At 65.4% G+C, this 22,006-nt stretch carries 18 protein-coding genes and 3 pseudogenes; 10 read left to right on the top strand and 11 right to left on the bottom strand.

Going from position 1 to position 22,006, the window contains the following annotated elements; translation table 11 throughout:
• Nucleotides 1-3: 3 nt before the first annotated feature.
• From uvrC to map, 3 genes are read left to right on the top strand one after another with little or no spacing between them, the layout of a single operon-like run.
• Nucleotides 4-1,947 (top strand): excinuclease ABC subunit UvrC, encoded by a 1,944-nt coding sequence (gene uvrC, locus CI805_RS09795; RefSeq protein WP_260922744.1) that lies wholly within the window; start codon nucleotides 4-6, stop codon nucleotides 1,945-1,947.
• A gap of 60 nt (nucleotides 1,948-2,007) precedes the next feature.
• Nucleotides 2,008-2,229, top strand: coding sequence for a ParD-like family protein (locus tag CI805_RS09790; RefSeq protein WP_260922731.1), 222 nt, complete (start codon nucleotides 2,008-2,010; stop codon nucleotides 2,227-2,229).
• Nucleotide 2,230: 1 nt separating this feature from the next.
• Nucleotides 2,231-3,007 (top strand): type I methionyl aminopeptidase, encoded by a 777-nt coding sequence (gene map, locus CI805_RS09785; RefSeq protein WP_260922728.1) that lies wholly within the window; start codon nucleotides 2,231-2,233, stop codon nucleotides 3,005-3,007.
• A 102-nt stretch (nucleotides 3,008-3,109) separates the two neighbouring features.
• On the opposite strand, the gene CI805_RS09780 is transcribed toward map, so the two are convergent.
• Nucleotides 3,110-4,498, bottom strand: coding sequence for an inorganic phosphate transporter (locus tag CI805_RS09780; protein WP_260922725.1), 1,389 nt, complete (start codon nucleotides 4,496-4,498; stop codon nucleotides 3,110-3,112).
• Between the two features lie 227 nt (nucleotides 4,499-4,725).
• On the opposite strand from CI805_RS09780, the gene CI805_RS09775 reads away from it, so the two are divergent.
• From CI805_RS09775 to CI805_RS09755, 5 genes are all read left to right on the top strand, one after another.
• A complete protein-coding gene (locus CI805_RS09775) occupies nucleotides 4,726-7,446 on the top strand; it encodes a M1 family metallopeptidase (protein ID WP_260922723.1) in 2,721 nt (906 codons plus the stop codon).
• 150 nt (nucleotides 7,447-7,596) lie between these two features.
• Entirely contained in the window at nucleotides 7,597-8,247 is a 651-nt protein-coding gene (locus CI805_RS09770; protein WP_260922720.1) for an HAD family hydrolase, read from the top strand.
• A gap of 233 nt (nucleotides 8,248-8,480) precedes the next feature.
• Complete coding sequence (locus tag CI805_RS09765; RefSeq protein WP_260922717.1) at nucleotides 8,481-10,583, top strand: sodium-translocating pyrophosphatase; 2,103 nt, start codon at nucleotides 8,481-8,483, stop codon at nucleotides 10,581-10,583.
• A 258-nt stretch (nucleotides 10,584-10,841) separates the two neighbouring features.
• Nucleotides 10,842-11,906, top strand: coding sequence for a GNAT family N-acetyltransferase (locus CI805_RS09760; RefSeq protein WP_260922715.1), 1,065 nt, complete (start codon nucleotides 10,842-10,844; stop codon nucleotides 11,904-11,906).
• Complete coding sequence (locus tag CI805_RS09755; protein WP_260922712.1) at nucleotides 11,903-12,739, top strand: cupin-like domain-containing protein; 837 nt, start codon at nucleotides 11,903-11,905, stop codon at nucleotides 12,737-12,739. The genes CI805_RS09760 and CI805_RS09755 overlap by 4 nt, the downstream gene beginning before the upstream one ends.
• Before the next feature lie 12 nt (nucleotides 12,740-12,751).
• On the opposite strand, the pseudogene thiL reads toward CI805_RS09755, so the two are convergent.
• The 5 genes and pseudogenes from thiL to CI805_RS09730 all read right to left on the bottom strand — a co-directional run bounded on the left by thiL (nucleotide 12,752) and on the right by CI805_RS09730 (nucleotide 16,520).
• Nucleotides 12,752-13,722: pseudogene (gene thiL / locus CI805_RS09750) on the bottom strand (thiamine-phosphate kinase).
• A 31-nt stretch (nucleotides 13,723-13,753) separates the two neighbouring features.
• Nucleotides 13,754-14,209 (bottom strand): transcription antitermination factor NusB, encoded by a 456-nt coding sequence (gene nusB / locus CI805_RS09745; protein WP_260922704.1) that lies wholly within the window; start codon nucleotides 14,207-14,209, stop codon nucleotides 13,754-13,756.
• Complete coding sequence (gene hisD, locus CI805_RS09740; protein ID WP_260922702.1) at nucleotides 14,206-15,495, bottom strand: histidinol dehydrogenase; 1,290 nt, start codon at nucleotides 15,493-15,495, stop codon at nucleotides 14,206-14,208. The genes nusB and hisD overlap by 4 nt, the downstream gene beginning before the upstream one ends.
• Nucleotides 15,496-16,155 (bottom strand): ATP phosphoribosyltransferase, encoded by a 660-nt coding sequence (hisG, locus tag CI805_RS09735; RefSeq protein WP_260922689.1) that lies wholly within the window; start codon nucleotides 16,153-16,155, stop codon nucleotides 15,496-15,498.
• 92 nt (nucleotides 16,156-16,247) lie between these two features.
• On the bottom strand, nucleotides 16,248-16,520 hold the full coding sequence (locus CI805_RS09730) for a BolA family protein (protein WP_260922686.1): 273 nt from the start codon (nucleotides 16,518-16,520) through the stop codon (nucleotides 16,248-16,250).
• Nucleotides 16,521-16,563: 43 nt separating this feature from the next.
• Between CI805_RS09730 and CI805_RS09725 the strand changes: the two genes are divergently transcribed.
• Entirely contained in the window at nucleotides 16,564-17,172 is a 609-nt protein-coding gene (locus tag CI805_RS09725; RefSeq protein ID WP_260922683.1) for a J domain-containing protein, read from the top strand.
• A 294-nt stretch (nucleotides 17,173-17,466) separates the two neighbouring features.
• Here CI805_RS09725 and CI805_RS09720 read toward each other — a convergent pair whose 3' ends face one another.
• From CI805_RS09720 to CI805_RS09700, 5 genes and pseudogenes are all read right to left on the bottom strand, one after another.
• Nucleotides 17,467-18,009, bottom strand: a complete 543-nt coding sequence (locus CI805_RS09720) for a demethoxyubiquinone hydroxylase family protein (RefSeq protein ID WP_260922680.1) — start codon at nucleotides 18,007-18,009, stop codon at nucleotides 17,467-17,469.
• Nucleotides 18,010-18,094: 85 nt separating this feature from the next.
• Nucleotides 18,095-18,472: an SRPBCC domain-containing protein gene (locus CI805_RS09715; RefSeq protein WP_260927932.1), complete on the bottom strand. Its 378-nt coding sequence runs from the start codon at nucleotides 18,470-18,472 to the stop codon at nucleotides 18,095-18,097.
• Nucleotides 18,473-18,549: 77 nt separating this feature from the next.
• The gene (locus CI805_RS09710) at nucleotides 18,550-19,176 is read right to left on the bottom strand and encodes a glutathione S-transferase family protein (protein ID WP_260922677.1); all 627 of its coding nucleotides are present in this window, start codon (nucleotides 19,174-19,176) and stop codon (nucleotides 18,550-18,552) included.
• Between the two features lie 47 nt (nucleotides 19,177-19,223).
• A pseudogene (locus CI805_RS09705) lies at nucleotides 19,224-19,940 on the bottom strand (VOC family protein); the annotation flags it as partial.
• Nucleotides 19,941-20,066: 126 nt separating this feature from the next.
• Nucleotides 20,067-20,420, bottom strand: a pseudogene (locus CI805_RS09700) (DUF1428 domain-containing protein); the annotation flags it as partial.
• A 223-nt stretch (nucleotides 20,421-20,643) separates the two neighbouring features.
• Here CI805_RS09700 and cobS point away from each other — a divergent pair.
• Nucleotides 20,644-21,636 (top strand): cobaltochelatase subunit CobS, encoded by a 993-nt coding sequence (cobS, locus tag CI805_RS09695; protein WP_260922674.1) that lies wholly within the window; start codon nucleotides 20,644-20,646, stop codon nucleotides 21,634-21,636.
• Nucleotides 21,637-22,006: the final 370 nt, after the last annotated feature.

Here is a 22,006-nt window from a genome sequence, read left to right as displayed (position 1 = left end):
CGGATGGCAAGGACACCCGCCGGCACGCCGGATACCCCGCAAGGACACGCGCGATTCAACGAGGATCGCGCGACCTATACGGTGCGCGGATCGGACCAGCCCGACCTTCAGGCCGGGGTCGAGGTGATCCGCGATACCGTGCGCACGCTGCCCGCCAAGCCGGGCGTCTATCGCATGCAGGATGCGCGCGGCGACGTGCTCTATGTCGGCAAGGCGCGGGTGTTGCGCAATCGCGTGGCGAACTACACGCAGTGGGAACGCCTGCCCTCGCGCCTGCAACGCATGGTCAGCCAGACGCGCAGCATGACCATCGTCACCACCAATTCGGAAGCCGAGGCGCTGCTGCTCGAAGCGCAGCTGATCAAGCGCTTTCGTCCGGCCTACAATGTGCTGCTGCGCGACGACAAGTCGTTCCCGTTCATCCTGCTGCGCGCCGAGCATGACTTCCCGCGCATCATGAAGCATCGCGGCGCGCGGCGGTTCAAGGGCAACTATTACGGCCCCTTCGCCAGCGCCGGTTCGGTGAACACCACGATCAACGCGCTGCAGAAGTTGTTCCTGCTGCGCAGCTGCACCGACAGCTTCTTTGCGCGGCGCGACCGGCCCTGTCTGCTTTACCAGATCAAGCGCTGCTCGGCGCCCTGCGTGGGGCGGATCGACGAGGCGGGCTATGCCGAGCTGGTGAAGGAGGCGAAGGACTTCCTTGGCGGCAAGTCCAGCGCGGTGCAGCGCAAGATCGAGGGTCAGATGGCCGAGGCCGCCGAAGCGCTCGACTTCGAGCGGGCGGCGATGCTGCGCGACCGGTTGCGTGCGGCGACTTTCATCCAGGGCAGTCAGGCGATCAACGCCGAGGGCATGGACAATGCCGATATCTTCGCGATGGCCGCCAAGAACGGTCAGATCGGCGTGCAGGCCTTCTTCATTCGCGGCGGCCAGAATTGGGGGCACCGCGCCTTCTTCCCCACCCACACCGAGGGGCTTTCGGAAGAGGAAGTGTTTCAGAGCTTCCTCGGACAATTCTACGAAGAGGTCCCCCCGGCACGCACGATCCTGCTCGACCGCGAACTGCCCGAGGCCGAGCTTCTGGCCGAGGCATTTCGCGAAGGGGCAGGGGGCAAGGTCGAGATTTCGGTGCCCCAGCGCGGCAATCGCAAGCGGCTGATCGAACAGGCGGTGCGCAATGCCGTCGAGGCGCTGGACCGGCGCATGGCCGAGCGCGGATCGCAGGCGAAGATCTGGCGCGAGATGGCCGAGTTCCTCGAACTGCCCGAGCTGCCGCAGCGCGTCGAGGTCTACGACAACGCGCATATCCAGGGCTCGAACGCGCTGGGTGCGATGATCGTCGCCGGGCCGGAGGGCTTCCTCACCGGCCAGTATCGCAAGTTCAACATCCGCGAAGCGCAGACCGACGACGACTATGCGATGATGCGCGAGGTCATGACCCGGCGCTTCTCGCGCGTGCAAGAGGAAGACCCCGAGCGCGAGAGCGGCATGTGGCCCGACCTCGTGCTGATCGACGGCGGCAAGGGGCAGATGAGCACGGTGCGTGATGCGCTGGAGGAACTGGGCATCGAGGACGTGCCGCTGATCGCCATCGCCAAGGGTCCGCATCACGGGCGCGAGGGGCGCGAGGTGTTCCACTTCCCCGACGGGCGCGAAAAGATGCTGCCGGTCAATTCGCCGCTGCTGTTCCACCTCCAGCGCCTCCGCGACGAGGTCCACCGCTTCGTCATCGGCGCCCACCGCGCCAAGCGCAGCCGCGCGATCACCGCCAGTCCGCTCGACGAGATTCCCGGCATCGGTCCGGCCCGCAAGCGCGCGCTGCTGCTGCATTTCGGTACGGCGAGCAAGGTTCGCGCGGCAAGCCTCGAAGACCTCCAGCGCGCGCCGGGCGTCAGCGTGACCGTGGCGCGCACGATCTACGATTTCTATCACCCGAATGGCTGATTGACCGATGAATATACGAATCATATATGGTTCGTATATTCATCGAGGACATTTCCGCCCATGGGCATCGTGAAAATCGCCGACGACCTGCATGAAGAGGCCCGCCGCGCCAGCGCGGTGATGTGCCGCTCGATCAACGCACAGGCCGAATTCTGGATGAAACTGGGCATGCTCGCCGAAGCGCATCCCACGCTCTCGTTCAACGAGATCGTCCGCCGGGAGCTGGCGGCTGCGCAAGTGCAGGTGGCGGGAATGTCCTCGCAGGATCGCGAAGCTGCCTGACATGGTGAAGACGCCCGATGAACTCGCGCTCATGCGCATTTCCGGCAAGCTGCTCGCCTCGGTGTTCGAGATGCTGGACGGGCAGGATCTGGCCGGGATGACGACCATGGCGGTGAACGACATGGTCGAGCGGTTCATCGTCCACGACCTTGCCTCGCGCCCCGCCAGCAAGGGGCAGTACGGCTTCAAGTACGTGCTCAACTGCTCAATCAACCAGGTGGTCTGCCACGGCGTGCCGAGCGAGCGCGAAGTGATCCGCGAGGGCGATATCATCAACCTCGATATCACGCTGGAGAAGAACGGCTTTATCGCCGATTCGAGCAAGACCTATATGGTCGGTACTGTTTCGGCGGCAGCGCAGCGCCTTGTCCGGGTGGCGCAGGAGGCGATGTGGGAGGGTATCCGGCAGGTTCGCCCCGGCGCGCATATGGGCGACATCGGCTTCGCCATCGAGCGTCATGCCGCGAAGAACGGCTATACGGTCGTGCGCGAATACTGCGGCCATGGCATCGGTCGTGAGATGCACGAGGAGCCACAGGTGCTGAACTTCGGTCGGCGCGGATCGGGGCTGAAACTGCGCGAAGGCATGGTCTTTACCATCGAGCCGATGGTCAATCAGGGCACCCGCCACTGCTCGACCGGGGATGACGGGTGGACCGTCACGACCGACGACGGCAAGCTTTCGGCGCAGTTCGAACATACCGTTGCGGTGACGAAGGACGGCGTGGAAGTGCTGACCTTGCGCAAGGATGAAGCGGCAAAGCTGCGCGCGGCATAAAGCCGTCATCCCAGCGAAAGCTGGGATCGTTGTGATGAACGCGCTCCCCTCCAGCGATCCCGGCCTTCGCCGGGATGACGGGACTCGAGAGCGCGGCTCCCCTTACAGCGTGAACAGGTAGTACAGCCCACCCGCGATGATAATCGTGCCGGGCAGCGTCAGTATCCACGCCAGCATGATCTTGCGGATCGTGGTCCAGCGCAGCCCTGCGCCCGAGCCGACCATCGTGCCCGCGATGCCGGAGGTGACGACATGCGTGGTCGAGACCGGGCCTCCGGTGAAGCCCGCAACGCCGATCACCACTGCCGAGACCAGCTCCGCCGAGGCGCCCTGTGCGGGCACGAGGTGCGATTTGCCCAGCTTTTCGCCCAGTGTGACGACGATACGGCGATAGCCCACCATCGTGCCGATGCCGAGGCACAGCGCCGAGAGGATGCGCACCCACCATGGGGCATATTCGATGGTCTTGCCCAGCGTTCCACCGAGCGCCTTGGCCTGCTTCTTGACGGCATCGGGCGCGGTGGTGCCGCGATCTTCGGTGATGGTCTGGAGCGCCGCCTGAACGCGGGTCACGTCGCCGCGCACATGCGGGCGGTCGGGCCGGGCGATGTCGTGCATCGAGGTGACACCGGCAAGGCGCGCCTCGAGGTCGGTCGCCGCCTTCAGGCCCCGCGCCTTGTCATAGCCGCCGTAGCTCTGGATCAAGGCGGCCGCTTCGTGCGCGGCAGGCGCCAGTGCGGCGACATCGGCGGGCTTGCGGTCGAGATCGATGGCGAACGAGAAGGGCGCAAGGCCGATCACCACCAGCATGATCAGGCCGATGCTTTTCTGCCCATCGTTGCTGCCGTGCGAGTAGGATACGCCGGTGCAGGTCAGGATCAGCAGCGCACGCACCCACCAGACCGGCGGCGTCTCGCCTTCGGGTTGCTGGTAGAGCGCGCGGTCCTTGAACAGCAGTTTGACCACATTGAACAGGATCAGCGCGCAGACGAAGCCGATCAGTGGCGAGAACAGCAGCGCTTCCAGCACCTTGACGATCTGGCTCCAGTCCACGCCGTTGTTCAGCGGCACATGGGTGTGCAGCGAGGAGGCGATGGATATGCCGATCAGCGAGCCGATCAGGGCATGGCTGCTCGAATTGGGAATGCCCAGTGCCCAGGTTGCGATGTTCCACCCGAAGGCCGAGACCAGCAGTGCCGCCAGCATGCCGATGGCCGGGTTCGTGTCCGGCGGGCTGAGCACTTCGGGCGGCAGGATATGCACCACGGCATAGGCCACCGCGATGCCGCCGGTCAGCACGCCGAGGAAGTTCATCACGCCCGACAGTACCACGGCGGGCACGGGCTTGAGCGAATTGGTGTAGATCACCGTGGCGACGGCATTGGCGGTGTCGTGAAAACCGTTCGAGAACTCGAAGGCGAGGACAAGCAGGAGGCAGATTACCAGCAGCACGATGGCTGCGGTCGATCCCGCCGTGACGAACCAGAACATGCCGAAAGCTCCCGGTGTGGAGTGTTGATTAACGAGGTCTTTCCTGCCCAAAGCAGGCATGCATGACGGGACTGTGACACTATCCCCGGTCTCAGCGCGATCTTGTCCTGCGCGATAACGAAATTTCACGCGATGCTGCGAAAGATATTCGGGCTGGATCGAAACGGATAGAGCGACTACCCCTCCCGACCGGTCACAAACCCAAGAGTCCCAGGGAGCACTCATCCATGCGCCGTTCAATCCTTCGTCGTCCGTCCGCCCGTCGCGGCCTGGCAGGCGTTGCCGCCGCCACGCTGGCCTTCGTTCTCGCTCAAAGTGCCATGGCTGACGAAGTGCCGATGCCGCAGCCGGGGCCGGGCACAACGGCGATCGTGCCGCTGACCGATGCGATCCCGACCAGCCTGCCGCGCACCGCGCGTCCGATCCATTACAGGATCGACATCGTGCCCGACACCAAGGCGCTGACCTTTGCCGGCACCGCCTCGATCGATCTTCAGGTGTTTACGGCCAGCCCCAGCATCACCCTGAACGGCAACGAACTGACCGTCTCGAAGGCCAGCCTCGTGCCGACCGACGGGAAGGGCAAGCCCATCGCGCTGACCGTCGCCACCGATGCCGACGCGCAGACGCTCACCTTCACCGCGCCTGCCGCCATCGCCGCGGGCCGCTATCGCCTAGACATTGCCTATACCGGCAAGATCGGCACGCAGGCGGCGGGTCTGTTCGTGCTCGACTATCCCGATCCGGCCACCGGCAAGGACGTGCGCGGTCTGTTCACCCAGTTCGAGGCGCCCGATGCGCGCCGCATGATCCCCAGCTTCGACGAGCCGAGCTACAAGGCGACCTTCGATCTCTCCGCCGTGGTCCCGGCCGACCAGATGACGATCGGCAACATGCCCATCGCCAGGACCGACGACCTCGGCAATGGTCTGAAGCGCGTGACCTTCCAGACCACGCCGAAGATGAGCAGCTACCTGCTGTTCCTCGCTTCGGGCCAGTTCTCGCGCAGCGCGATGAAGGCGGCGGATGGCGTCGAGGCCGGTATCGTCGGGCCGAAGGGCACCGAAGCGCAGATGGCCTATGCCCGCGATTCGATGGCACAGGTGCTGCCGTTCTACGACGAATACTTTGGTGCGCGCTTCCCGCTGCCCAAGCTCGACAACGTGGCCGCGCCGGGCGCCTCGCAGTTCTTCAGCGCGATGGAGAACTGGGGCGGGATCATGACCTTCCAGCGCCTGCTGCTGCTCGATCCCAAGCTGACCAGCCCCGCCGCCAAGCAGGGCATCTACTCGGTGCAGGCGCACGAGATGGCGCACCAGTGGTTCGGCGATCTGGTGACGATGGCCTGGTGGGACGACATCTGGCTGAACGAGGGCTTCGCCAGCTGGATGGCCGCCAAGGCGACCGCGCACTTCAACCCGGACTGGAACTGGCTGCTCGGCCAGATCGACGGGCGCGAAGGCGCGATGGCGCAGGATGCGCTGCCCACCACGCACCCGGTGGTCCAGCATGTGCGCACGACTTCGGAGATGGAGCAGGCCTTCGACGGTATCACCTACCAGAAGGGGCAGGCCGTCATCACCATGCTCGAACACTATGTGGGCGAGGACACCTGGCGCGACGGCATCCGCCGCTACATGAAGGCGCATGCGTTCTCGAACACGCAGAGCCACGATCTGTGGTCGGCGATCGAGCAGGCGGGCGGCAAGGACGTGAACCGCATCGCGCAGGCCTTCACCACGCAGCCGGGCGTCCCGCTGGTGCGCGTGACTTCGGTCTCGTGCAAGGGTGGGCAGACCACGTTGCAGCTTGAGCAGGGCGAATTCTCGACCCGCAACACCACGGGCGAGACGACCAGCCTCTGGCCGATCCCGCTGCTGCTCAGCGCGGGCGAGGGCGAGCCTGTCCAGCATCTGATGACCGGCAAGACCGACACGGTGACGATTGCCGGTTGCGGTCCGCTGGTGGTGAACTCGGGCCAGCTTGGCTACTATCGTACGCTCTACCCCAAGACGGCGATTGCCGGGCTGGTCAAGGGCTTCGCCAAGCTGTCCTCGATCGATCAGTACGGCCTGATCCGCGACAATCTTTCGCTCGGCAATGCCGGGTATCAGGACATGTCGGTCGGCCTCGATCTGCTGAATGCGGTTCCGGCAAGCATGGACCCGGTGATGGCAGGCAATGTGGTCGCGCTGTGGGCAGGCCTTTACGAGAGCGTCGACAATGCGGCGGACAAGGCCAAGATCCGCAAGCTTGCCATCGCGAAGTTCGGCCCGCGCCTCAAGGCGCTCGGCTTCGATGCGAAGCCTGACGAGAAGCTGGTCGAAACCTCGCTGCGTGCCGATCTGATCGGGCGTCTCGGCGCGATGGGCGATCCGACCGTTGTGGCCGAGGCCCGCAAGCGCCTGAGCGCGCTCGCCAGCGATCCGCATGCGCTGGACGGCCCGCTCAAGCCGACGTGGATCTCGGTCGCGGCCAAGAACGCCACGGCGCAGGACTGGGAGCTGATGAAGTCGCTCGCGGCCAAGTCCGGTTCGATCGTCGAACGCCAGATCTACTATGCGGCGATGGGCGCAGCCCATGACGATGCGCTGGCGCAGAAGACGCTCGATCTGGCGATCTCGGGCACGCCCGATGCCACCAGCGGCTCGCAGATGATCGTCGCGGTCGCGGGCGATCACTCAAACCTGGCGTGGGAGTTCGTGCGCGCCCATCAGGTCGAGACCGACAAGCTGATCTCCAGCGCCGGTCGTCCGCGCTTCCAGGCCAATCTGGTGCGCAACAACGACGATCCGGCGATGGTCGGGAAGCTGGCAGCCTACGCCAAGACGCTGCCGGTCGATCAGGCCAAGCCGATCAACCAGGCGCTCTCTCGTTTGCAGGAGCGCCTGAAGAACACCCCGCGCACGCGGGCAGAGATCGGTGCCTGGCTGAAGACCGCGAAGTAAACCTTACCGGTTTTCGAACCATGCAGACCCCGCTCCGGCCCTCGCGCCGGGGCGGGGTTTCTGTTAGGGGCACCATGTCCCCCTCTCCAGACAGGAGCCTGTCCGCTGTCTTCCTCTGCAATTCGCCGCCCGCTTGCCGTGATCTTCGATATGGATGGCACTCTGCTCGATACCGAAGCGATGTTCCATACCGCGCTTGGACAGGCCGCAAAGGCTGTCGGGCAAGTGCTGACGCAGGATCACATCCACCAGATGGTCGGCATCCACCGCGAGGAAAACGAGAAGCTCCTGCGTCGTCTGTGGGGTGAGGATTTCCAGCTCGAAACGTTCTATCGGCAGGTCGACGTGCTGTTCGAGGCCGCATGGCGCGAGGGCGTGCCGCTGCGCCCTGGTGCGGTGGAACTGCTCGATTCCCTGCGCGCGGCTGGTCTGCCGCTGGGCCTGTGCACCTCGTCCACCAGTCCCGATGCCGAGGAACGTCTGAAGATCGCCGGGCTGTTCGACTATTTCCAGCACATCGTGACGATCAGCCACGTTACCCATCCCAAGCCGCACCCCGATCCCTATCTGTTGACGGCGAAGAAGCTCGGCATCGATCCGGCGGATTGCGTGACCGTGGAGGACTCGCCCAACGGCCTGCGCGCGGCGGCAGGTGCAGGCACCATGGCATTGCTGGTGCCGGACATGGTGCCGGCCAACGACGAGACCCGCGCTCTGGCCTGTGCCGTGCTCCCCGATCTTCACGCCGTGTCCGACTGGATCGCGCAGGCGCTGACGCTCGAAGAGACGCCTGCCGAGTGACCGGACAAGTCGGGCAGGGCATCACCTTGCCCGATCTTTCAGATACTTGCACTGCTGTCCTCTATCGCAGTCCGTCCAGACCACGATAGAGGTGGGTTGCCCACCGTTTCTGCACAGTCCCCGCATTGCCAAGTGTCATGCTTGTCTATAGCACTGTGAAGTACCGCACCGGTAAAGCTGGGCGGCAATACACAAGACAATAAAAATAACATCTTTGGGAAGAGGAGAGTGGCGTGAACCTTATCACGATTGCACTTGTCCTGGGACTTGTGGCCATTGGCTACGGGCTCGTTACCGCGCGGCAAGTGCTTGCTGCGCCAGCGGGTTCTGCCGCCATGCAGGCCATCGCCGGGGCTATCCAGGAGGGCGCGCAGGCCTATCTGCGCCGGCAATATCTGACCATCTCGATCGTCGGCATCATCGTCGCTGCCGTGCTATCGGCTTCGCTGGGCCCGGTGTCCGCCGCCGGGTTCATCCTTGGCGCGCTGCTTTCGGGCGCTACCGGGTTCATCGGCATGACGATCTCGGTGCGTGCCAACGTGCGTACCGCCGCCGCCGCGCAGGCCGGGTTGCAACAGGGGTTGACGCTGGCGTTCCGCTCCGGCGCGATCACCGGCCTGCTGGTGGCGGGACTGGCGCTGCTGGCGGTCGCCGGGTTCTACGCGCTGCTGATCGGCCCCGGAGGACATACCGTGGGCGGCAGCGACCGCACGGTGATCGAGGGGCTGACCGCACTGGCCTTCGGCGCTTCGCTGATCTCGATCTTCGCGCGGCTGGGCGGCGGTATCTTCACCAAGGCGGCAGACGTCGGCGCCGATCTCGTCGGCAAGGTGGAGGCGGGAATCCCCGAGGACGATCCACGCAATCCCGCCGTCATCGCCGATAACGTGGGCGATAACGTGGGCGACTGCGCAGGGATGGCCGCCGACCTGTTCGAGACCTATGTCGTCACCGTAGGCGCGACGATGGTGCTGACCGCGCTGTTGCTCGGTTCCGCCCCGCAGATCGCGTCGCTGATGGCGCTGCCGCTGCTGATCGGCGGGGTGTGCATCGTCACCTCGATCATCGGCACGTTCGCGGTGCGCCTTGGCGGTTCCGACAACATCATGGGCGCGATGTACAAGGGTTTCCTGCTGACCGCCGTGCTGTCGATCCCGGCGATCCTCTGGACCTTCCATATGGCGCTGGGCGGGCTCGATGTCGTGCTGCTGGCAGGCGAGCACAGCGTGGCCGTCGCAAACCTGTTCTGGTGTGCGATGCTGGGTCTGGCGATCACCGGGCTGATCGTGTGGATCACCGAATATTACACCGGCACGAACTATCGCCCGGTTCGCTCGATCGCCAGGGCTTCGGAGACCGGGCACGGAACGAACGTCATTCAGGGCCTTGCGATCAGCATGGAGGCGACCGCGCTGCCCACGCTGGTGATCGTGGCGGGCATCGTCATCGCCTACCAGCTCGCCGGGCTGCTCGGCATCGCCTATGCAGCCACAGCGATGCTCGCGCTGGCAGGCATGGTCGTGGCGCTAGATGCCTATGGACCGGTGACCGACAACGCGGGCGGCATTGCCGAGATGGCGGGGCTCGACGACGATGTGCGCCGCCGCACCGACGCGCTCGATGCGGTGGGGAATACCACCAAGGCCGTGACCAAGGGCTATGCCATCGGTTCGGCAGGACTGGCCGCACTGGTGCTGTTCGCGGCCTATACCACCGATCTCAAAGCGTTCTTTCCCGGTGTCCCGGTCGATTTCAGTCTGGAGAACCCCTACGTCATCGTCGGCCTGCTGCTGGGAGCGCTGCTGCCGTACCTGTTCGGGGCACTGGGCATGACCGCGGTGGGGCGCGCGGCGGGTGAAGTGGTGATGGACGTGCGCGAGCAGTTTCGTGAGGCGCCCGGCATCATGACGCGCGAGGTGCGGCCCGACTATGCCCGCACCGTCGATCTCGTCACCCGCGCTGCGATCCGCGAGATGATTGCGCCCTCGCTGCTGCCGGTGCTGGTGCCGATCGTGGTATTCTTCGCGATCGGAGCCGTGGCCGGGCGGGCCAACGGTTTCGCGGCTCTCGGCGCGTTGCTGTTGGGGGTGATCGTCAGCGGACTGTTCGTTGCGCTGTCGATGACGTCCGGCGGCGGCGCCTGGGACAATGCCAAGAAATATATCGAAGACGGCCACCACGGCGGCAAGGGTTCCGAAGCCCACAAGGCCGCCGTCACCGGCGATACCGTCGGCGATCCCTACAAGGACACCGCCGGGCCTGCGGTCAACCCGATGATCAAGATCACGAATATCGTGGCGCTCCTGCTGCTCGCGGCTCTTGCCGGCGGCACCTGAGCGTCCCGAACGGGGGAGCACGCGATCTGCGCAGGGCATTCGGGCAATGTCTCGCCGGATCGCGTGCTTCCGCTCCCTTTCGACATAGCTTGGCAACGTTAGGACTTCCTTGAGCGGACTGTGCTATATCCGGCCCGTCCCCAAGCGAGTACCTCTCCCGACGATGCCTCAAGCGCAAACCCGGATTGCTTCTGATGCGCCCGCGAAGGGAACGCTGACGTGCGTGCCATGGCAGTCCATGGAGCGGGACATTGCGGCATGGGATGCGCTTGCAAGGCAGGCATCGGAGCCCAATCCCTTCTTCGAGAGCTGGTATCTGCTGCCCTCGCTGCGCCATGTCGCGGGAGGGAAGGGGGCTCGATCCTGCGCTTCGAGGTCGAGGGGCGTCTGGCCGGGCTGCTGCCGGTTATCCGCGCACCGCGCTATTACCGCTATCCCTTGCCGCAACTGGCAAGCTGGGTTCACGACAACTGCTTTCTCGGCGCGCCGCTGGTCGAGCGAGGCTGCGAGGTTGCGTTCTGGCGCGCGCTTCTGGCTTGGGCCGATCGCCGCGCAGGCACATCGCTGTTCCTGCATTTGCGCAGCCTGCCGCTGAGTGGCCCGCTCCATGACGCGCTGGAAACCGTGCTGACGGAACAGGGCCGTCCCGGCGCCGTGGTCCATCGCGAGGCGCGGGCGCTGCTCGCCTCAGATCTTTCGCCCGAGGCCTATCTCGAAGCCTCGCTGACCGGCAAGAAACGCAAGGAACTGCGCCGCCAGAGCGCGCGCCTGTCGGAGTTGGGGCACGTCGCCGTCGAGCGGCAGGAGGACGGTGAGGGCATCGCGGCATGGTGCGAGGAATTTCTCGCACTCGAAGCCAAGGGCTGGAAAGGCGAGGCCGGTTCCGCGCTGGCCTCTGCTCCCGGCACGCGAGCGCTTTTCGTCGAGAGCCTTGCAGGCGCGGCGGGGCAGGGGCGTCTCGAACGGCTGACGCTGCGGCTCAATGGCGGGCCCATTGCGATGCTCGCCAGCTTCCTGACATCGCCCGGCGCGTTCTCGTACAAGACCGCGTTCGACGAAAGCTTTGCGCGCTATTCGCCCGGTGTTCTGCTCCAGCGGGAGAACCTCGCGATGCTGGAGCGTCCCGGTATCGACTGGACCGACAGCTGCGCTTCTGCCGATCACCCGATGATCGACCACCTGTGGCGCGAGCGCCGCGTTGTCGGGCGCTATTCCATCGCCATCGGCGGGGCCTTGCGCCGTGCCCTGTTCACGCGCCTCCTGCGCGCCGAAACGGCCCGCGCGGCGCCTGTCCTGCCTCCTTCGGAAGATCTCCCTGCATGAGCGTGTTCCCGACCGAGACCCGCGATCTGTTCGCGGCGAACTACCCCGAAGTGCCGCATATCCTGCGCCACGATCTTGGCCTGCACCCGTTGCTGGAGCTGGAGCCGCTTGCCGCGCTGGCCGAAAGTCTGCCGCCTTCCAGCGTCGAATACAACTTCGGCAACCAGCCGCTCGGCGTCGATGGCAAGCCCGCGCCCACCGGCATTCCCATCGGCAAGACCATCCGCGAGATCGAGACAACCAATTCGTGGGCCGTGCTCAAGAATATCGAGCAGGACCCGGCCTATGCCGCGCTGCTGGGCGATCTCCTCGCCGAAATCCGCCCCGCGATCGAGGAGAAGACCGGAAAGATGCTCAAGACGCAGGGGTTCATCTTCGTGACTTCGGCGGGCGGCGTCACGCCCTATCACTTCGACCCGGAGCACAACATCCTGCTGCAGGTGCGCGGCGCCAAGACGATGACGCAGTTCCCGGCAGGCAACGCCCGTTTCGCACCCGATACCGTCCACGAAGGCTATCACACCGGCGGCGGGCGCGAGCTGAAATGGTCGGACGATCTGCACGAGGGCGGCAGCGAGTTCCCGCTCGTCGCGGGCGAGGCGGTGTTCGTGCCGGTGATGGCCCCGCATTTCGTGCGCAACGGCACCGCGCCTTCGGTCTCGCTCTCGATCACCTGGCGCTCCGAATGGAGCTTTGCCGAGGCGGACGCACGCGCCTTCAACGGGCTGCTGCGCAAGTGCGGGATCAGCCCCAAGGCGCCCGGCCGCTGGCCCGAACGCAACCGCGCCAAGGCGCTGGGCTGGCGTATCGCCCGCAAGCTGGGTGCGGGCTGACGAGGCTATAGCTTAGTGCTGATAGCCCAGTTTTGCGGGCAGGGGGACAGTCTCCCCGCCATCGCGCAGGTTTATGCCGCTGCCTTCCACAACCTCACCAATGCGGACGAGCGCCTGACCAAGGCGATCGGCTTCGGCCAATAGCGCTGGTTCATTGGCGGCTGGCGCGGTGAACAGCAGTACGTAGTCGTCACCCGCCGTCGCGGCGAAGAGGCGGCGTTCGCGGCTGTCTCCGGCGATGGCGCGAAACGGCACCGAAAGCGGCAGGCGCGCGAGGTCCACGGTCACGCCCACGCCACTGGCCTCGGCCATGCGCGCGGCATCGACCAGCAGCCCGTCGGACACGTCCATCATCGCGCTGACATGCGGGGCAAGGGTAGGTCCGAGGCGACCGTCGGGCGTCGGGCGGCGATAGGCTTCGCACAGCGCTTCGGGCAGGTGCGCGGTCTCGGCGGCGTCGAAACCATCGAGGCCAAGGCGATGACCCAGCCATAGCCCAGCGTCTCCCAGTGCCCCCGCGACCCACAGCCCGTCCCCGGCCTGCGCCCCGAGCGCGAGGGCACCGGAACGCCACCCTCGACCAGACCCAGCGCGGTCAGCGAGAAGCTGCGTGCGGAGCCCTGCGGCATGCGCACGGTATCGCCGCCCAGCACCGGCAGGCCGAAGTGGCGGCAGGCAAGGCCCAGCCCCTCGACGAAGCGGGCATCCCATTCGGGCGCGCCCAGCGCGTGCGAGGTCAGGCAGCCGAGCGGCCCGGCGCCCTTGGCGGAGAGGTCCGAGGCGTTCACCGCCACCAGCTTCCACGCCACCGTTTCGGGCGGATCGTCGGGCAGGAAATGGACGCCCTCGACGATGGTGTCCATCGTCAGCACCAGCTGGCCATGGCCGAGCGGCAGCACGGCGGCATCGTCCGACAGCCCGCGCGCGGCAGGGTCGGTGGCGATGGCGCGCAGGGCGTCGATAAAGGCGAATTCGCCGCTCATGGCATCAATTCCCGAGCAGCGATCCGCAAATTCAGCGAACCGACTTGCCGACCGCGTCGAGCACGCCGTTGACGAACTTTGCCTCGCGCTCGTCGAAGAAGGCATGGGCGACGTCGACATATTCGCTGATCGCTGCGGCCATCGGCACGTCGGCGCGCGCCATCAGCTCGTAGGAGCCCGCGCGCAGGATCTGCAGCATGGTCTTGTCGAGGCGGTGCAGCGACCAGCCCTCGGCGAGCTTGGAAGAAAGCAGTTCGTCGATCTCGTCGCGGCGGGCGATAGTGCCCTTCACCACGTCGTCGAAGAAGGCGGTCTCGCCTTTGACGCTCTCGTCCTCGGCGAGCACCGCGCCGCCGCGATGGCGGTGGAACTCGTCGAGAAGGATGGCGATCGGGGTCGCTTCCATCTGGAACTGGTAGAGCGCCTGAACGGCGGCAAGGCGGGCGGCAGCGCGGTCGCGCTTGCTGGAGGGAGTTGCGGCGGTCATAGGCCAAGTCTCAATTCGATCGAGCGCGCGTGCGCGGGAAGCCCTTCCGCATCGGCAAGGGCAATGGCGGCGGGGCCGACGGCTTGCAGCGCGGCCTCGTCAAGCTGGATGAAGCTGGTGCGCTTCATGAAATCGAGCACCGAAAGGCCCGAGGAGAACCGCGCCCGGCGCCCGGTGGGGAGCACGTGATTCGGCCCGGCGACATAATCGCCCACGGCTTCGGGGGTCATGCGGCCAAGGAACACCGAGCCTGCATGGCGGATGCCGCGCATCAATGCTTCGGGATTGTCTGTGGCGATCTCGACATGTTCGGCGGCAAGGCGATTGGCGAGCGCGGGCGCTTCGTCGAGGCTTTCCACCTCGATGATCACGCCATGCGTGTCCCAGCTCGCCTTCGCGGTGCGCGCGGTCGGCAGCATGGCGATCTCGACGCCAACGCGGTCGGCCACGGTATCGGCAAACAGCGCATCGTCGGTGATGAGGATCGACTGGGCAGCTGGGTCATGCTCGGCCTGGCTGAGCAGGTCGACAGCGGTCCACTCGGGATCGTTCTTGCCATCGGCGATGACGAGGATTTCGCTGGGGCCTGCCACCATGTCGATGCCGACGACGCCGTAGAGCTGGCGCTTCGCCTCGGCCACCCAGGCATTGCCGGGGCCGGTGACGACATCGACCGGCGCGATCTTCTTCGTGCCGTAAGCCAGCGCGCCCACGGCATGGGCACCGCCCACGCGCCACAACTCGTCCACGCCGGCCAGATGCGCGGCGGCCAGCACCAGCGGATTGACCTGCCCCTTGGGCGTGGGGGTGACGACGACCAGCCGCTCGACGCCTGCGACCTTGGCCGGAATGGCGTTCATCAGCAGCGAGGAGGGATAGGCCGCGCGGCCGCCCGGCACATAGAGCCCGGCGGCGTCGACACCGCGCCAGATCGCGCCGAGACGCACACCGGTTTCGTCGACATAGTCGCGGTTTTCCGGCAGCTGCGCCTCGTGATAGGCGCGGATGCGCTGGGCCGCGAGTTCGAGCGCCGCGCGCAGATCGGGCTTGAGCGCATCGAAAGCCTCGCGGCATTCGGCAGCGTCGATCCGCCAGCCGGTCTGGTCGAGGTCGTGCCCGTCGAAGCGGCGGGTGTAGTCCGCCAGTGCCTCGTCGCCGCGATTGCGCACGTCGGCAAGGATCAGCGCGACATCGCGGGCGATATCGTCACCGCTCTCGCGGCGATCGCGCACCAGACGCTCGAACGCCTGGGCAAAGTTCGGATCGCGGGTGGAAAGGCGCAGCATCTACAGCGCCACTTCCGGCTCGGCAGCGACGAGCTCGCGGAAGGCATCGACCAGCGCGGCGACGCGCTCGTCAGTCTTGAGTGCGGCCCGGTTGACGATCAGGCGTGCGGAAATTTCGAGGATATGCGCGGTCTCGACCAGCCCGTTTTCCTTCAGCGTGCGACCGGTGGAGACCAGATCGACGATCCGGCTCGACAGGCCGAGCGAAGGCGCCAGTTCCATCGCACCGTTCAGCTTTACCACCTCGGCCTGCACGCCCAGCTTCTCGAAGTGGCGGCGGGTGAGGTTGGGATACTTGCTGGCAATGCGCAGGTGTGAGGGCAGCACGGTCGAATCCTGCCCGACCGGCTCGGCCACCGACAGGCGGCAGTGCCCGATCTTGAGATCGACCGGCGCGTAGAGGTCAGAGTAGTTGAACTCCTCCACCACGTCCGAACCGACGATGCCGACCTGCGCGGCGCCATGCGCCACGAACGTCGCGACGTCGAACGCGCGCACGCGGATCAGGCGCATGTCGCTGTTCTCACACGCGAAAGAGAGCGCGCGGGACTTCTTGTCGTGGAACTCGGCCTCGGGCACCACGCCGGCGCGCGCCATCAACGGCAGCGCCTCGTCGAGAATGCGCCCCTTGGGCACGGCGAAAGTCAGCGGTTCGGGCATAGCCCGCGCATGTACGCAAGGCCCCGCCAAAGGGCAACCGGGTTAACGCCCCCGATTGCCTCTATATTGTACGTTGTGCTTGCCCTTGGCGCCTACTCGCCGGGCGCGCGGGCCTTGATGGCGACGGCGTGAACGCGGTTTCCGGGTATGTCGCCGAGCGCGGCATTGACCATGCGCTGGCGCTGGAGGCGCGAAATCCCGGCGAAGGCCGCGCTTTCGATCTCGATGGTGAAGTGCGATTCGCCGCTGCCGTCATCCCCCATATGGCCGCTGTGCTGGGCGGAATCGTTGGAGACGACGAGCGAGGTCGGGGCGAGCACGGCGGTCAGGCGCGCGTGCATTTCCTGTGCGAGAGGTCCGGTCATGGGGTTTCATTTAGCGCCAAGTGCCTCCATCTTGAAGCCGGTGATGAGACACGACAGATTTCATGGACGCCATCGCACCGCCGGACGCGAATGTTCCTGGCCGGGCTGCGAGGAGGCGGGTGAGTTCCGGGCGCCGGGCAGCCGCGCACCCGGCTTCGACGGGCCGGGCGATTATCGCTGGATGTGCCTGGAGCATGTGCGCCAGTTCAATTCGGGCTACGACTATTTCGAGGGCATGGCGGCCGAGGAGATCCTGCGCGCGCAGTCGCCGATCCATGGCTGGGACACCCATTCGCGCGCCTTTCGGGCGGATGCAGGCGTGGACGGCGTGCCGCGCTGGGCGGACTTTTCCGATCCGCTCGAAGCGATCAGCGGACGCGCCCGAGCGCATGTCCGTCGTCGTCAGGAAGAGATGGCCCGTGCCGAAGCGCGCCCCTCGCGGTTCTCGCCCGGCGAATGGCAGGCGATGGAAACGCTGGGGCTCGAAGCCGATGCCGATCGCAAGACACTCCGCCTGCGCTACACGCGCCTGCTGCGCCAGTATCACCCCGACCACAACGGCGGCGACCGCAGCCACGAGGCTCGGTTGCAGCAGGTGGTTGAGGCGTATCAGACCTTGCGCGGCGCAGCGGCTTTCCGCGCCGAGGCGTAAGCGGCGCGGGTAAGCTGGTGTTCGCTGAGTTTGGATAGCTACCAGACCATCAAGTACCCAATCTTCGTCCTTCCCGCGAAGGCGGGAATCCAGCTTCGATCAGCCGGGATGTCCGGCACCGGTGCCATATCTCGATCCCCTTGTATTGGATCAGTTTAAAAGTGCTGCCGGTGTAGAGCGTACCGTCTGACGCCAATGCGTGGACGAAGGTATTTTCTATCGTGAGGTCGTTTCTGGATTCCCGCCTTCGCGGGAATGACGAAGAAGGGTGGGAAATTGCCATTAGGGCAAGGCCTATAAATGCATCCCAAGCCAGATGATTGCTTCCGTTGATGCGGAGACAATCGGGTCTATCAGCTTGGGCCAGAACAGGCTTCTGCCAAGCCGCCTAACGGAGAGGTCGTGATGCTCCTGCTCTTCCGAGATAACGCAGCGCAAGGTTGCCGCCGCATGCAGATCGACATTTTCTAATACGCGTAGCTGTTCATGCATGTGGTGTAACACCACCCGTTCGATGACTACGGTGGTTGCCGCTATCGCATTGCGACCGGCCAACCCTGTGACACCTCCGAGGATGAAGCCCCCAATTCCGCACCAATGATAGCTTCGACAACGACGCCTGTTACGGCGTTGCAACTCGGCATCAAACAGTGCGCGGTGCCCTCTCTCGTGCCGAAGGAAGTGCTCAAGCTCAGGCACCATTTCAGGTGCTCGCCAGCGCGCCAGCCAGCGCTGTGCACGATAGATGCAAATTGCCCCGTGCTCTCCAGCATGGTCGACCTTCATTACTCGGTCACCCAGCGTCTCGCCTACGCCCAATCGTGCGGTTAAACCCATCCGTGGACCGATCCATGCATGCGGAATGTCCGCAAGGGGGCGCTTACAGACGAACCATCCAAATTCGCCTGCGCCGCTTCCAGCCTCACCCCTCGCACAGCTTCGCAAGCTGCTCGGCGGCGGCGGTCCAGCCGGGGGTGAAGCCCATCGCTTCGTGGGCGTCGCGGTCTTCGGCGCGCCAGTGGCGGGCGCTGGCGGTGTAGCGCGTTCCCTCGGCCTCGGGCGCGATTTCCCACACGCCGATCATGAACGGTCCGGCAGGGTGCAGCGTGGAGGTGATCGCATCGGTGGTGACGAAGCGCACGCCGGGCTCGAAGGCGAGATAGAGGCCGTCCTGCGGGATCGTCTCTCCGTCCGGCCCGTGCATCGTCATCCGCAAGGCGCCGCCGGGGCGGTGGTCCTGCTCGATCACCGAGACGCGCCAAGGGGCGGGGCACCACCATTCCTCGATCCTTTCGACCATGGCATGCCACACCGCCTCGGGCGGCGCGGCGATATACCGGGTGATCGACAGCTCGAAAGGCCCCTCGGTCGTTCCGGTCACTTCTTCATCTCCGCGATCAGCGCGCTGTCGATGGCCTTGGCCGCCTTGTAGGCGGGGCGCGCCTGCAGGCGCTCGGCATAGGCGACGAAAGCCTCGACCGGCGGCATCGTCCCGAAGGTCAGCCCCCAGTCCACCGCGCTGCCGACGTAGACGTCCGCCATCGTGAAGCGCGGCCCGCACACGTAATCGCGGTTGGCCAGATGCGTCTCCAGCGTGGTCATCGTGCGCTCGTAGCTGCCGAAGCCAACCATGCCCTTCTGTTCGGGTGCGGGCTCGAACTTGAGCGCGCGGGCCGTCACCGCCTGTTCGACCGGCCCTGCGGCAAAGAACGTCCAGCGCAGGTAATCGGCGATCTCGGGCGGGGTCGGCAAGAGGTTCGCCTGCGGGTGCATCTCGGCAAGGTAGAGACATACCGCCGCCGCCTCGCTCACCACGCGGTTCTCTCCGGCGACGTGGTGGACGAGCGTGGGCACCTTACCCATCGGGTTGATCGCCAGCAGCGCCTCGGGCTTGGCGCGCCAGTCGACCAGCACCTGCGTATAGTCGGCGCCCGCCTCGTGCAGCGCCCAGCGCGCGATCTGCCCGCGCGACATGGGGTTGGTGTAGAAGGTGTATTCGGCCAAGGCTTGCGTGCTCCGCTGCGAGGAAAGAGTGGGGGAAAGGCGCCTGCTCAGATCGCGACGAGTTGCGGCCCGACCAGCCCGAAGGCCGCGCCTTGCGGGTCGGCTGCCAGCACGATCCAGTCGCCGCCCGGCACCTCATGCGGCCCCATGAAGACCTGCCCGCCGTTCGCGACCACCGCCTCGGCAGCTGCCGTGATCGAGGGAACCCCGAAATAGAGCGTCCAGAGCGAAGGCTGATCGGGGTTGCGGCTCTGCCAGATCGCGCCGACCCGAAGGCCCGCGTGATCGATGAACCGGTATTCGCCCAGTTCGCCCATATCCATCGCCTCGTCGAACACGAAGCCGAAGTGCCGGGTATAGAACGCCTGAGCGCCTGCCTGATCGGGGCTGGCCAGCTCGTTCCAGCGGACATGCTGCACGGCATCGGGCGAGAACACGTCGCTGCGCTCACCCTCGCGCCCTGGCACAGGCACCGGTGCCATTACATAGAACGGCACCCCTTGCGGGTCGGCAAGCATGGCGATCCGCCCGACTTCCAGATCGGCAGGCGGCATCAGCACATGTGCGCCGTCCTCGGCCATTGCCGCCACCGCCACATCGACGTCGATCACATGGAGGTACGGCATCCAGCAGGGGCGCGTGCCTTGTTCGACCATCGCGGTGCTGAGCGTGAGCACGCCACCGGCAAAGCCGCCGTCGGCACGGCCGATCATGCGATAGTCGATATCGCCCGCGACCGGTGCCGCCGCGCCGATCGTCCATCCCACCACCGCGCCATAGAAGGCGGCGGCTGCATCGGGATCGGGGGTCATCAGTTCGTACCAGATGAAGCTTCCGGCAGGGTTCAGCATCCTTGGAGGGCCTTTCGTGTCGGAGGAAGGGAAATCAGGGGACAGCACGAGCGCGGGCACGAACCCGCCGTAGATCATGCGAGCGCCATCGAAGGGCATCGGGGAGTCCTCGGGAAAGAAGCGCGGATCGCTTTCCATCGCGGCAAAACAACGGTCGCGCGTGGCCTTGTCGGGCCATTCGATCCAGCTAAAGACCACCGCCTCGCCATCGCCTGCTTCGACCGACCGGTAGAAGTCGGTGCGCTTGCCGGGCGGCACATCGTCGCTCCAGCACTCGACCACACGCAGTGCGCCATATTCGAGAAAGAGCGCATCCATCGTGCGGGCGTGTTCGTAAAAGGCCTCCCGTCCGATCATCGGGACGGGAATGACGAAGCCATCGACATAGCCCAGGCCCTGTCCGGGCTGGGTGACGATACCTTCTGCGGAAATGCTCTCATCAGACACTTGGACTTCTCCCGGTCGATTCGCAGTTCTGAAGCGAGAGTGCGCGTGCTCTCCCGGCTTGGCAATCGCGTTCGCACCGGCGCCCGCGCCGATACCCGCCACTCTATATCGCATCTGCACGCAAAGGGTGTTGCGAGCGCTCGCCCCGTCCGTTAGTCGGGTGGGCAAGATGACCGACAGCGCAAAGATTCATACCGAAAGCCGCGACAAGACTGTCCTGGCCGCCCCCGACATCGAACTGGACGTCCGCGAGACCTTCGGGATCGACATCGACATGATGGTGCCCGCCTTCTCGCAGGCCGACGAGCGTGTGCCCGATCTCGACGAGACCTATGTGTTCGATCCGGACACCACGCTCGCGATTCTGGCGGGCTTTGCCTATAATCGCCGCGTGATGGTGCAGGGCTACCACGGCACCGGCAAGTCGACCCATATCGAGCAGGTGGCCGCGCGCCTGAAATGGCCGTGCATCCGCATCAACCTCGATGCGCATATCAGCCGTATCGACCTGATCGGTCGCGATGCCATCGTCCTGCGCGACGGGCTTCAGGTTACCGAATTCCGCGAGGGTCTGCTCCCCTGGGCGCTCCAGCACCCGGTTGCGCTGGTGTTCGACGAATACGACGCGGGCCGTCCGGACGTGATGTTCGTGATCCAGCGCATCCTCGAAACCGAGGGCAAGCTGACGCTGCTCGACCAGAACCGCGTGATCCGCCCCGATGCCAACTTCCGCCTGTTCGCCACTGCCAACACGGTGGGTCTTGGCGACACTTCGGGCCTCTATCACGGCACCCAGCAGATCAACCAGGGCCAGATGGACCGCTGGAACATGGTCGTGGGTCTGAACTACCTGCCCGAGGACACCGAAGTCGCCATCGTCTCGAAGAAGGTGCCCAAGGTTTCGGAAAAGACCATCGCCGACATGGTGAAGGTGGCCGACCTGTCGCGTCGCGGCTTCATGAACGGCGATATCTCGACGGTGATGAGCCCGCGCACGGTCATCACCTGGGCGCAGAACGCGGCGATCTTCAGCGACGTGGGCTTCGCCTTCCGCCTCTCGTTCCTCAACAAGTGCGACGAGACCGAGCGCGTGCTGGTGGCCGAATACTACCAACGCGTCTTCGGCACCGACCTGCCCGAAAGCGTGGTCGGGAAGGCCTGATCGGCGACGGATATACGAACAGGGAAGGGAGGCTGCGGCCTCCCTTTTTTGTTGCCGAGGGCAGCGCCACCCGCACGTCATCCCAGCGGAAGCTGGGATCGTTATGGGCTGGGTACGAACTCAAGGCGATCCCAGCCTTCGCTGGGATGACGACCTGGTTTGAGGCCGGATTTGAGCCCGAACTTGAGCCCGAATTTTCCTACAGACGCGGCTTGATCTATTTTCGATGGATGCCCGCAACTCGCCCTGACACCTTCGGAAAACCCGTTCTGCGTTTACATCGCAGGGTGACACTCGCCACTTGCAAGGTGACACTTTCTGCCGGAATTGCGCGTCTTCCCTTGAACCGTGTCAACTGTGTCAACCAGAG

Origin of the sequence: Novosphingobium sp. 9 (assembly GCF_025340265.1) — a bacterium.
Taxonomy (GTDB): Bacteria; Pseudomonadota; Alphaproteobacteria; order Sphingomonadales; family Sphingomonadaceae; genus Novosphingobium.
Note: the sequence above shows the minus strand (reverse complement) of the source record. Positions and strands in the feature narration are given on the sequence as shown.